13 protein-coding genes and 1 pseudogene are annotated in these 11,331 nt (G+C 47.7%); all 14 read right to left on the bottom strand.

Annotated features, from left to right (window positions below):
• Positions 1-323: 323 nt before the first annotated feature.
• A complete protein-coding gene (gene eutL, locus A3KS_RS0116330) occupies positions 324-968 on the bottom strand; it encodes an ethanolamine utilization microcompartment protein EutL (RefSeq protein ID WP_026395811.1) in 645 nt (214 codons plus the stop codon).
• Between the two features lie 143 nt (positions 969-1,111).
• Positions 1,112-1,903 (bottom strand): acetyl-CoA carboxylase carboxyltransferase subunit alpha, encoded by a 792-nt coding sequence (locus tag A3KS_RS0116335; RefSeq protein WP_026395812.1) that lies wholly within the window; start codon positions 1,901-1,903, stop codon positions 1,112-1,114.
• Entirely contained in the window at positions 1,890-2,777 is an 888-nt protein-coding gene (gene accD, locus A3KS_RS0116340; RefSeq protein ID WP_026395813.1) for an acetyl-CoA carboxylase, carboxyltransferase subunit beta, read from the bottom strand. Before accD ends, A3KS_RS0116335 begins: the two co-directional genes overlap by 14 nt.
• Positions 2,778-2,792: 15 nt before the next feature.
• Positions 2,793-4,145: an acetyl-CoA carboxylase biotin carboxylase subunit gene (gene accC / locus A3KS_RS0116345; protein ID WP_026395814.1), complete on the bottom strand. Its 1,353-nt coding sequence runs from the start codon at positions 4,143-4,145 to the stop codon at positions 2,793-2,795.
• A gap of 11 nt (positions 4,146-4,156) precedes the next feature.
• Positions 4,157-4,573: a 3-hydroxyacyl-ACP dehydratase FabZ gene (gene fabZ / locus A3KS_RS0116350; RefSeq protein WP_026395815.1), complete on the bottom strand. Its 417-nt coding sequence runs from the start codon at positions 4,571-4,573 to the stop codon at positions 4,157-4,159.
• A 325-nt stretch (positions 4,574-4,898) separates the two neighbouring features.
• The gene (accB, locus tag A3KS_RS0116355; protein WP_026395816.1) at positions 4,899-5,372 is read right to left on the bottom strand and encodes an acetyl-CoA carboxylase biotin carboxyl carrier protein; all 474 of its coding nucleotides are present in this window, start codon (positions 5,370-5,372) and stop codon (positions 4,899-4,901) included.
• A 13-nt stretch (positions 5,373-5,385) separates the two neighbouring features.
• The gene (gene fabF / locus A3KS_RS0116360) at positions 5,386-6,624 is read right to left on the bottom strand and encodes a beta-ketoacyl-ACP synthase II (protein WP_026395817.1); all 1,239 of its coding nucleotides are present in this window, start codon (positions 6,622-6,624) and stop codon (positions 5,386-5,388) included.
• A 9-nt stretch (positions 6,625-6,633) separates the two neighbouring features.
• Complete coding sequence (fabG, locus tag A3KS_RS0116365; protein ID WP_026395818.1) at positions 6,634-7,374, bottom strand: 3-oxoacyl-[acyl-carrier-protein] reductase; 741 nt, start codon at positions 7,372-7,374, stop codon at positions 6,634-6,636.
• Entirely contained in the window at positions 7,368-8,309 is a 942-nt protein-coding gene (locus A3KS_RS0116370) for an ACP S-malonyltransferase (RefSeq protein WP_026395819.1), read from the bottom strand. The genes fabG and A3KS_RS0116370 overlap by 7 nt, the downstream gene beginning before the upstream one ends.
• Positions 8,297-9,244 carry an enoyl-[acyl-carrier-protein] reductase FabK gene (gene fabK, locus A3KS_RS0116375; RefSeq protein ID WP_026395820.1) on the bottom strand — a complete coding sequence of 316 codons (948 nt, stop codon included), beginning with the start codon at positions 9,242-9,244 and terminating at the stop codon, positions 8,297-8,299. Before fabK ends, A3KS_RS0116370 begins: the two co-directional genes overlap by 13 nt.
• Positions 9,245-9,254: 10 nt before the next feature.
• Positions 9,255-9,476, bottom strand: a complete 222-nt coding sequence (locus tag A3KS_RS0116380; protein WP_035356596.1) for an acyl carrier protein — start codon at positions 9,474-9,476, stop codon at positions 9,255-9,257.
• Positions 9,477-9,560: 84 nt separating this feature from the next.
• Positions 9,561-10,520: a beta-ketoacyl-ACP synthase III gene (locus A3KS_RS0116385; RefSeq protein WP_026395822.1), complete on the bottom strand. Its 960-nt coding sequence runs from the start codon at positions 10,518-10,520 to the stop codon at positions 9,561-9,563.
• A gap of 15 nt (positions 10,521-10,535) precedes the next feature.
• Entirely contained in the window at positions 10,536-11,018 is a 483-nt protein-coding gene (locus A3KS_RS0116390; protein ID WP_026395823.1) for a MarR family winged helix-turn-helix transcriptional regulator, read from the bottom strand.
• Between the two features lie 37 nt (positions 11,019-11,055).
• Positions 11,056-11,331, bottom strand: a pseudogene (locus A3KS_RS23820) (IS4 family transposase); the annotation flags it as partial.

Here is an 11,331-nt window from a genome sequence, read left to right on the forward strand (position 1 = left end):
AGGCAATGAGAAAACAGGGAATCAAAGGTAGTGGTGAAAAGATGGCCGTGACGAAATGGAAGAATTCAAATGTCCATATCATCCACATGTTACTCCCAAACCAGTACTTTGAAGATCTGGGACTCATCGATTTATGTCAATATAAAGTTGGGTTACTGTCGAATTATTATTAATTCGGTGAGAGATTTCAGGAGCCGTGTACGGCAAACGTAAGCACGGTTCTGTGAGAGCAAAGAAATCCGGACTAATTACCCGGATTTCCAGCTACTCGATCATCCATGGATCGTGATGAACTTAAAATTATACATTCAATAAAGCAGCGATCAATAGTCAACCGGGTCTTCGACACAGCTGATAATGGCGTTTTTAAAGGCTTCACAAGCAGTTCGACAATTGGATTGGGTCCCGGTCAGAATAGCGCCGCTCAGATTTGAGTTGGTTGGGGGGCCAAAGAATTTAACCACTTCGACATCGGCAACCGTTAAGGCTTCGTCGATCCCGACGACCCCTTCAAGGGCCGGGGCAAACAGGAAAGCAATCGATGAACCGATCGGCAGGCCATAGGTTTTTGAAAAATACTTACCGATTTTAGGCACCAGCTGGGCATAAATCAGGTTGCTGTCATCGTCATTGACACTGTAGACGCTGGATTTATTTTCAGCATAGTCCCGGATATAACGTAGTCCGCTTTCAACGTCAGAAACAGTGGGTCCAGTGATGACACCAAAAACCTGGCCGTCATTAAGTCCGGCACCGGCTCCGTACAGGGTTTTAATGTAAACAACCTCGACATTTGAGGCTTTGGTGGCTTCATCGGCAGCACAATAGCCAACACCATCATATTGGGTGGTAAAAATCCCGATATCTATACAGCCCTCCGGCAAGTCAAACTCTTCCAACATGATGTCTTCAACAGCGGTTAGCATTTTACTATAAACAAGTTCGCATTTAATTCTATCTCCAGTCATGGTATCATCTCCTTTTTTGAATTTTATATCAGTTTCTACTTATAGTCCATAATATCATCATTTTTGCTCCGGGTAAATAAAAAAAAAGCAGCACAACGGGTAGTTATCTGCTTTTTTCTGGTTCGGCCTGTTTGTCATTAAAGTTATTCGGATATGGTTTCGATCGCCCCGTATTTACGAAAGCGTTGGTAACGGTGTTCCGTCAATTGTTCATGATCCAGGGCCTGGTTTTTTTGAAAGTTTTTATACAAACCGATTTTTAGTTCCCGATAGACGTTTTTAAAATCACGATGGTTTTCAGAAATGATTTTATCGACGACCTGGAGTTCCAATAAATCCTGGGCTGTCAACTTCAGACAATTAGCGGCTTCTTTGGTTTTGGAAGCATCTTTCCAGAGAATACTGGCACAGCCTTCAGGCGAGATAACCGAGTAAATGGCATTTTCCAGCATCCAGACCTCATCGGCCACGCCCAGGGCCAGTGCTCCACCGCTGCCGCCTTCACCAATGATGATGGACAGGATCGGCACCTTAAGGCTCATCATTTCCATCAGGTTGCTGGCAATGGCATGGCCCTGACCCCGTTCTTCAGCCCCGATACCGCAAAACGCGCCGGAGGTATCAATTAGACAGACAATCGGACGATTGAATTTTTCGGCCAGCTTCATTTGTCGCAGAGCTTTTCGATAACCTTCGGGATGGGCAGAACCGAAGTTCCGTTTGACCCGGGACTTCGTGTTTTTACCCCGTTCCTGGGCAATAACAGTCACCGGCATGTCCATCAGCATACCCATTCCAGTGATCATCGCCGGATCGTCACCAAAGCAACGGTCACCATGCAGTTCAATAAAATCGGTGAATAAATTATCTATAAAATCCTGTCCTGTCGGGCGGGTCTTTTTACGGGCCAGGGCGACCCGTTTATATGCTTCCATTTTGATCACCGCCTTTGGGAATTCCGTGTAGGGTTAATAATCGTTTTACCGTATCTTTTTGGATACTGCGGGGCACAATCGCATCCACAAATCCTTTCTCCAGCAAAAATTCAGCTCGCTGAAAGCCTTTTGGTAATCGTTGCCGAATGGTCTGTTCAATCACCCGGGGACCGGCAAAGGCAATCAGAGCTTCCGGTTCGGCTAGAATAATATCGCCTTCCATAGCGAAACTGGCTGTGACACCACCGGTAGTCGGGTCGGTCAAAATGGTCAGGTAGAGCAAACCGGCATCATTATGACGTTTGACCGCACCACTGGTTTTAGCCATCTGCATCAGCGCCAGCATCCCTTCCTGCATCCGGGCGCCACCGGAGACGGTATAGCCGATCACCGGCAGACGATGTTTAAGCGCATACTCAAAGATCAGAGTGATTTTTTCGCCGACCACCTGACCCATACTGCCCATCATAAAGGTGGCCTCCATGACGAATAGAGCAACCTTGTGATTGTCAATCTTTCCGGTTCCAATGATAACCCCTTCGTTTTCGTGGCTAAACAGGGTGGCCTGCTCCAGTTTTTCGTCGTAACCGGGAAATTCCAGTCGATTGGTTGAAGACAGCTCATGATGCTGTTCGACAAAGGTATCCTGATCAATAATCATATTTAGACGCTGTCGGGCATTGATGCGAAAATGATGACCGCATTTAGGGCAGACATGGAAGTTGTTTTCTAAATCTGAAGTGAAGCTCAATTGTTTACAGGACGGACAGCTCCGGCACAGTTCCGAGGGAATGGCCGGATCCGTTTTGCGTTTGATTCGATGCTGGGCTTCCAATTCATTTTTGGGTTTTTTAAATAGACCTTTGCTTAGCATTTAAAACCTCCATTTCTATTCAGACAAGGGTTTGCCAAATTCATTTTCCATAAAATCGGTATAATAATCACCTGCGATAAATAAAGGATGACTGAGGATATCCAATTGCACCTGGCTGGTGTGATCGATGCCTTCAATGACCAGTTCGCACAAAGCCGCCTTCATTTTCCGGATCGTCAGCTCTCGGGTTTTGGAATGAACAATCAGCTTGCCAACCATCGAGTCGTAATAGGGCGGGATCGAATAACCCTGATAGAGCAGGGTATCAAAACGCACCCAGGGACCACCGGGAACATGGAGGAAACTTATCGTTCCGCAGTTGGGTCGAAAATCCAGCAGCGGGTTTTCGGCATTGATCCGGCACTCGATGGCGTGACCTTGAATGTGGACATCGTCCTGACCAAAGGTCAGGGGCAGCCCGGCGGCAATCCGGATTTGCCATTTGACAATATCCACCCCGGTGACCATTTCGGTAATCGGATGCTCAACCTGCAGCCGGGTATTCATTTCCATAAAATAGAAATGTCCCTGGGCATCCATTAAAAACTCAATCGTACCAGCATTTTCATAGCCGATCGCCAGTGCTGCCTGGCGGGAAACTTCCATCATGGTCTGACGAATTTCCGGTGTCAGGGATGGGGAAGGGCTTTCTTCCAGCAGTTTCTGATTTTTACGCTGGATCGAGCATTCACGCTCGCCCAGGGCCACAACATGCTGATGCTGATCGCACAGCAGCTGAATTTCGATATGTTTGACCCGGGTTAAAAACTTTTCCAGATAAACCCCATCGTCATTAAAAGCATTTTGTGCTTCCTGCCGGGCCAGAGCATATTCGTTGAGAAAATCTTCGGATCGTTCAACCAGGCGGATCCCCTTGCCGCCGCCGCCGGAGCGGGCTTTGACTAACAGCGGATAGCCGATTGCATCGGCTTTCTGATGAGCCTCGCCGGGGTCATTGATGATATCGGTACCGGGGACAATCGGGACTCCAGCCGCCGCCATGGTGGCGCGGGCCTGGTCCTTATCGCCCATTTTTTGGATGATTTCCCAGGTCGGTCCGATAAAGGCGATGCCGCATTGGGCACACAGCCGGGCAAACTTGGGGTTTTCCGAAAGCAGTCCGTAGCCGGGATGGATGGCTTCCGCTCCGGTTAATACCGCCGCCGATAAGATCGCCGAAATATTCAGATAAGAGTCGGAAACAGCCGCCGGTCCAATACAAATACTTTCATCAGCCAGGCTGACGTGGAGGCTGTTTTCATCAGCGGTGGAGAAGACGGCAACGGTGGCGACACCCATTTCTTTACAGGCACGGATAATCCGCAGAGCAATTTCGCCTCGGTTGGCTATTAGTATTTTTGAAAACACCGCCGCCCTCCTTACTCAATCAGGGCAAAAGAGAAGTCGCCCACCACCGCAACCTTGCCATTGACCGAGCCGGAGCCGCTGGCAAAATAAAAAGGTGCCTTGGATCGGGTAATGCTGCAGGTGATTTCAATGGTATCGCCGGGGAAGACCTTCTCTTTAAACTTTACCTTATTCAGTCCGGTAAAGTAGGGCGTCTTGTTGGACCCATCCAGATCAGCCATTAAGACGCAACAGGTCTGGGCCATGATTTCACAAAGAATAACACCGGGTACGACCGGGTTACCGGGAAAATGTCCCTGTAAAAAAAACTCGTCACCGGTTACGGTGTAGCGACCAGTGGCGGTGGTATCGTCTATTTTTTCAGCCTCGTCAATCAGGAGCATCGGCTCCCGGTGAGGCAGGATCTTCTTTAATTCATCACGTTTCATTCTGATTTCCTTCTGAATTTTATATAAAATTCCGTTTAGTAATTTTTCAGACCGTTAACAAGCTTCAGCCGCACCGATCAGGATCGGTACGGTGTAGATTGGTATAAACTACTGTACCGACCAATTGTTAATCTGTTGTTCGCCGCGCTATGCGAAATCCGCTTTGCTCCTTTCGCATGAGTCGCGAGCAGTCGCCAACTACAAGCAAGCTTGTGATTGGCTCGTTACTTTCGCGAAGAATAGGACAGGCTCTGCCGTGTCCGCTCCGATGCGTACAACATGATGTAACAATTGTCGGTACTGGGTTAATAACGCAGTCTAAAATCTAGTCTTCAACGATGCGATAGAGCACCTGGCCGAATTCGACGACCTGGCCGTTACCGACGCAGACTTCCATAATGGTTCCGGGCGTCTCGGCGGTAATTTCGTTCATCAGCTTCATCGCCTCGATGATACACAGGGTGTCGCCTTCGGAAAAGTGCTGGCCCTTGGTCACATAGGCGGGATTGCCGGGTTGACTGCTTTGGTAGAAAACCCCCACCATCGGTGATTTTATTTCTTTCCAATGGGCAGTTTCAGCGATCTCAATGGCTTCCGCCGCTACCGGCTGAGTATAATGAGGAAGGGGTGCAGTTGCCGCTATCGGGGGTTCCTGATAAGTAATCCCGGCTGGTTGTGCCGCTCCGATTTCCCGTTTTATTTCGATCTTCAGGTTGCCCTGATCAAGAGCCAGACTGGTGAGCTTTTCGGCCGACATGATCTTGGCCAGGGCCTGGATGGTTTCGATATTTAATTCCATTGTTTATTCTCCTCTATCTAACAAATGCCAGGCAAGCATTATGACCACCAAATCCAAGCGAAATGGACAGGGCAACGTCACTCTGGACGGCCCGTTTCTGATTGGGGACATAATCCAGATCACAGTCCGGATCAGCTTCCTGATAACCAATGGTAGGGGGGATTATGCCATCTTTTAAGGCCATCACCGCGGCAATTGCTTCGATGGCGCCAGCCGCTCCCAACATATGGCCCGTCATTGATTTAGTGGAGCTGACCAGGGTGCGACTGATATGGTCACCCAGGGCATTTTTAATGGCGATGGTTTCTGATTTATCATTAAGGGGAGTGCTGGTGCCATGGGCGTTTACATAAATCTGAGCATCCTCAAATTTGACACCCGCACCGACTGCTTCTGCCATGGCCAGGCTGATGGCCCGGGTTCCACCGATGGCATCAGGATGGGGGGCCGTAATATGATAGGCATCACAGGTATTGCCGTAGCCAACAACTTCACCATAGATTTTAGCACCGCGGTTCAGGGCTGATTCCAGTTCTTCCAGAACCACTGCGCCGGCGCCTTCGCTCATGACAAAACCACTGCGGTTTTTATCAAAGGGAATGGAGGCCCGGGTCGGATCGTTAACGGTCGTCAGGGCCGTTAAATTAGTGAAGCCGGCCACCGACAGGGGCGAAATACTGGCTTCAGTACCGCCGGCAATAATAGCATCGGCATAACCGTGCTTGATACTGCGGAAGGCTTCGCCAATTGAGTGGGTGCCAGTGGCGCAAGCTGTGACAATGGGCAAACAGGGACCCTGGGCATTATAGCGAATAGCGATGGTTCCCGCCGCAATATTCGAAATCATCATCGGGATGAAAAAAGGCGAAATCCGGCTTGGCCCTTTGGTATCCATTTTATGACATTCATCAATAAAGGTGTGAATGCCACCAATGCCGGAACCGATATAAACACCCAGTCGGGTGGGGTCCACATGAGCCTGTACCCCACTGTCTTCCATCGCCTGGACGGCCGCACCAATGCCATATTGGGTAAACAGATCAGTTTTTCGGATTTCATTTTTTCTAATATAGTCAAGGGGTTCAAAGTCAAGAACCTCACCTGCAATTTTCACTTTTAAGTCGGTGGTATCAAATTTTTTAATAAAGTCGATGCCGCATTTTCCGTTTTTGAGGTTTTCCCAAAAAAGCTCTACAGTGCTACCCACTGGAGAAACGACACCACATCCTGTTATAACAACTCGTCGATTCATTGATTACTCCTAAATATAGAGACCGCCATCAACTTTAATGACTTCTCCTGTAATATAGCCTGATAAATCGCTACTTAAATAAACGCACAGATTGGCAATGTCTTCAGCCTGGCCTAAGCGTTTTAAGGGAATTTGTTTGAGAATTTCTGCTGTAATTTCGGGTTTCAATTCTTTAGTCATATCGGTATCGATAAAACCGGGGGCAATGGCATTACAGGTGACTCCCCGCAGGGCCATTTCTTTGGCAGCTGACTTTGTCAGGCCGATCAGACCGGCTTTGGCAGCGGCATAATTGCATTGGCCGATGTTACCCATCAGGCCGGAAACCGAGGAAATATTAATAATTCGGCCTTTGCGCTGTTTGAGCAGATAGGTGCCGACGTGTTTGGTCATGTTGAAAGCGCCTTTTAAGTTGGTGTTAATGACGCTGTCAAAATCTTCTTCTTTCATGGCGATTAACAATTTGTCATTGGTAATGCCGGCATTATTCACCAGGATATCCAAGCCGTCAAAATCTTTAATAACCTGGACAACTAAATCTTTGGTGGCGTAAAAGTCGGACACATCACATTGATAGCTTTTAGCCTGGACACCCAGTGCCAGCAGTTCGTCAATGGTTTGTTCAGCATTTTTCTGGCTGCCGCGGTAGATAATCGCCACATTTCCATGAGCTTCCGCTATTTTAAGGGCGATCGCCCGGCCAATTCCTTTTGCACCGCCGGTGACCAGTGCGGTTTTTCCTGTTAACATATAAAAGACCATTCCTTTCCGGCATTTTTTGCTTCAAGATAATCGGTTAACACTGTTTCAACATGACAGCAGGTAACCGATTTGTCTATTTTTTTTATAAAGCCGCCCAGGGTTTTACCAGGACCGCATTCAATAAAGGTGGTAAATCCGTCGGCAATCATATTGCGGATGGTTTGTTCCCATAGCACGGGATGATTGATTTGATGCAGAATGTAATCACGGATATCCGCCGGAGCTGTGGGGTAGGGTTTGGCATAAGCGTTGGAATAGAGGGGGATGGATCCTGCTGCAAATGTCAATTCATAAATTTTCTGCTCCAGCAGCTTGGTTGCATAAGTCATAAAAGGAGAGTGAAAGCCGCCGGACAGAGTCAGTGGAATACCCCTTCCGCCCAGTTCTTTGACTCGTGCTAAAAATGCTTCCTGATCATCCTTCAGCAACGCAACAACCAATTGCCCGGGACAATTGTAATTGACCGGGTAGCATTGATTGAATTCCCGGCAGAGTGTTTCCACCGTGGCATTGTCCAGTTTTAAAACAGCCACCATCGATGCCGGCGTCATCTGCGATGCTTCTTCCATGGCGTGACCACGTTTTTTAACAAATTTTAGTCCGTCGTCCATCGATAGGACCCCAGCTGCCACCAGTCCAGTAACCTCCCCCAATGAGAAGCCGGCGATTCCCTGGGCTTCGACTCCAACGCATTTCAAGGCCGCCAGCGCCGCCAGCTCCACGGCAAAAATACAGGGCTGGGTGTTCTGGGTTTGGTTGAGTGCTTCAGCTGGCCCCTCAAAGCAGAGGGTTGAAGTGCCGGGATGAATGGTATCGACCTGGTCGAAAATTTCCCGGGAGCAGGGACTGAGGTCGTAAAGGGGTTTGCCCATACCAACATACTGTGAGCCCTGACCGGGAAAAAGCAGTGCTATTTTACCCATTGTGTTCCTCCTTTTAAAACTGTTTCTGTTTCTTCAGCCAGTGTTAAAATGATTTCCTTCACGCTTTGTTTTTTCTTAATCATTCCTGCAATCTGACCAGCCATGAAGCAACCTTTTAGAGAATCACCTTCCTGAGCAGCAATGCGAAGAGCACCCCGCCCGTATTCTTCCAGGACTTCTGGTGGTGTAGTGGGGTCATTTTCCGCTTTAATAAAGTCTTTAGAAAAGGTTGTTTTTAAAGAACGGACCGGATGACCCAATGACCGGCCACTGAGAGTGGTATCAATATCTTTGGCTTTGATAATTTTGTCTTTATAGTTTTCATGGATGTTGGTTTCGTGGGCGACTAAAAAACGGGTGCCCAGCTGAACGCCCACCGCGCCCAGCATTAGAGCGGCGGCAATGCCCCGGCCATCGCCAATTCCGCCGGCAGCAATGACCGGAATCGAAACCGCGTCACAAACCTGGGGAATTAATGGCATGGTGGACATTTCACCAACGTGTCCGCCGGATTCGCCGCCTTCGGCAATTACCGCCGTGGCACCGGCCCGTTCCGAAAACCGTGCTAATCCGGTCGAAGGTACTACCGGAATTACCTTGATACCGGCTTCAATCCACAGCTTCATGAATTTACCCGGATTACCGGCACCGGTTGTGACAACCGGGACCTGTTCATCAATCAGAACCTGGGCAATTTTATCCACGTGAGGATTCATCAGCATCACGTTGACCCCAAAGGGTTTATCGGTCAGGCTTTTGGCCTTATGAATTTCATTGCGCAGCCAATTTTCATCGGCGTTCATTGACGAAATAATCCCTAAACCACCTGCATTTGACACGGCAGCTGCAAGCTGAGCATCGGATATCCACGCCATTCCTCCTTGAAGAATGGGAAATTCAATGTTTAAAAGATCGCAGAGTGGTGTTTTAATCATGTTATTTCACCTAAGCGATTGCTTTTTCGATCAGAGTTACCACATCACCAATGGTTTGGAGTTCGCCATCCATTTCAATACTGGTATCAAAAGCTTCTTCAATTTCCATGACCAGTTCGACAGTATCCAGAGAATCCAGTTCCAGTTCTTCAAATGTTGAAGCCATTGTTACTTCCAGATCTTGTTCGTCTTTGTAATTCCGTAAAATTTCCACTACTTTTTCTAATACCATTTGATTAATCCTCCTAAGATTATAAATAAATTTTTGATTGAGATGGGGTTAGTTATTTAAACAATTAGTTGCGAGTGGACCACATCAGGTCCATTCAATAACGCAGGCGCCAGTTGTCAGGCCCCCACCGAAGGCGGTTAGGGCAATCCGGGTGCCGGGTTTAAAGGTTTTGCTGCGGTTAAGTTCATCCAGCACCAGTGGGATGCTGGCGGCTGAGGTGTTGCCGCAGCCGTTGACGCGCAGGACAAATTTGTCCATTGGCAGTTTCAGGCGTTTGGCAGCTCCTTCGATAATTCGCAGGTTGGCCTGATGGGGGATAATATAATCCAGATCAGACAGTTCGATGCCGGCGGCTTTTACCACTGAGCGTAAGTCACTACAGATGGCAGCTACCGCAAAGCGATAAACTTCCGGCCCGTCCATCAGCAGATAGGGGGCTGGGTTTGACTGGTTTTGGGTCAGGGGGTGATTCCCCTTAGGCCAGGGAATACTTAAGGCATGCTGATTTCCGACGGCGGTCAGCTGAATGGCTTTTAAGCTATTCCCGCTGCCCAGCACCGCTGCACCGGCGCCATCTCCGAAAAGAACAGCGGTAGCCCGATCCTGCCAGTCCACCAGTTTGGACATGGCGTCCACGGCAATGACCAGAATTTTCATGTCATTATTCCGGGCAAAATATGCATCCGCCACATCCAGTCCATAGACAAAGCCGGAACAGGCAGCATTGAGATCAAAACTGGGGCAGGTCGCACCCAGTTGTTCCTGAATCAGACAGGCCAGGGAAGGAGTGACGGTATCGCCGCCAAGGGTGGGGCAGATGATTAGATCAAGTTCTGCTGGTTTGATTTGGGCATTTTCCAGGGCATTCACACTGGCTTCCAGGGCGATATCCAAAATGGATTCGGCCACACAAATATGTCGCGCTTCGATGCCAGTTCTGGAAACAATCCAATCGTGGGATGTATCCAGAAACTGAGCGAGGTCTTCATTGGTCTGAATTGTTTTTGGCAATGCAGAACCGGTTCCGATAATTGCAAAGGACATTTGTTCCTCCAAGCATCAAGACTCAGACGTTTCGTTTTCGTCAGATAATCTTGATAATTTTTTTCTGAAAAAACCATTTAATTTTTCCATGCCGTGAATTAAAACTTCTTTCTCTTCATCGGTCATTTCTTTAGAAATATCTTTCACCATTTTTACATGAAAGTACTGGTGAATTTTATCGATCCGCAAACCCTTATCAGTGAGCCGGACGTAAACAACCCGTCCATCGGTATTGCTCTTTTCTTTCTTTACATACCCTTTCTTGACCAGTTTATTAATGGCTACGGTCACAGATGGGAGGGTAATGTTAAGGCTTTGGGCAAGATCACTAATGGTTCTTCCATCATTTTTATTTTTTCCCACATGCTCAATCAGATGCATTTCATTGATTGATAAATCAATATTTGTTGATTGTTTGAGTAAATCTTCTTCAAACTTTAAAATATTATTGAATGTATCAACCAGAACGGCGTTGAGTTGGGAAGAAAAAGAGTCCAAAGGGTCACCTCCATTATTATTAGATTGTCTAACTAACTCAACTTTCCCAGCTTAATTGACCGAACAAAGCCTTTATAAAAGAGGCCTGAGAGTCAATCCATTGCTGGAGTTGATTTTTTAACAGTGTAGACTTTCTAGCGCCTACCGAATTTAATTGTTCAACAAATAAGCTCATCAAACTTTGAAGAGCGGTTGAGAGTACCATATCCTGGATGTCATCACAAAGCCTGAAGAATAATTCGCACAAGGTTTTATCATCATTTTCGCTTCGGCGAAGCCATTCCAGGAGAATGTAACGGGTAAAAACAATGGT

The sequence above is a fragment of the Acetobacterium malicum subsp. dehalogenans DSM 11527 genome (assembly GCF_000472665.1).
In the GTDB taxonomy this organism is placed as follows: domain Bacteria; phylum Bacillota; class Clostridia; order Eubacteriales; family Eubacteriaceae; genus Acetobacterium; species Acetobacterium malicum.

What these genes read in the sequence shown, in the direction of transcription:
- eutL (WP_026395811.1), bottom strand. Translation starts at nt 968, where the DNA reads ATGACTGGAGATAGAATTAAATGCGAACTTGTTTATAGTAAAATGCTA.
- A3KS_RS0116335 (WP_026395812.1), bottom strand. Translation starts at nt 1,903, where the DNA reads ATGGAAGCATATAAACGGGTCGCCCTGGCCCGTAAAAAGACCCGCCCG.
- accD (WP_026395813.1), bottom strand. Translation starts at nt 2,777, where the DNA reads ATGCTAAGCAAAGGTCTATTTAAAAAACCCAAAAATGAATTGGAAGCC.
- fabZ (WP_026395815.1), bottom strand. Translation starts at nt 4,573, where the DNA reads ATGAAACGTGATGAATTAAAGAAGATCCTGCCTCACCGGGAGCCGATG.
- accB (WP_026395816.1), bottom strand. Translation starts at nt 5,372, where the DNA reads ATGGAATTAAATATCGAAACCATCCAGGCCCTGGCCAAGATCATGTCG.
- fabF (WP_026395817.1), bottom strand. Translation starts at nt 6,624, where the DNA reads ATGAATCGACGAGTTGTTATAACAGGATGTGGTGTCGTTTCTCCAGTG.
- fabG (WP_026395818.1), bottom strand. Translation starts at nt 7,374, where the DNA reads ATGTTAACAGGAAAAACCGCACTGGTCACCGGCGGTGCAAAAGGAATT.
- A3KS_RS0116370 (WP_026395819.1), bottom strand. Translation starts at nt 8,309, where the DNA reads ATGGGTAAAATAGCACTGCTTTTTCCCGGTCAGGGCTCACAGTATGTT.
- fabK (WP_026395820.1), bottom strand. Translation starts at nt 9,244, where the DNA reads ATGATTAAAACACCACTCTGCGATCTTTTAAACATTGAATTTCCCATT.
- A3KS_RS0116380 (WP_035356596.1), bottom strand. Translation starts at nt 9,476, where the DNA reads ATGGTATTAGAAAAAGTAGTGGAAATTTTACGGAATTACAAAGACGAA.
- A3KS_RS0116385 (WP_026395822.1), bottom strand. Translation starts at nt 10,520, where the DNA reads ATGTCCTTTGCAATTATCGGAACCGGTTCTGCATTGCCAAAAACAATT.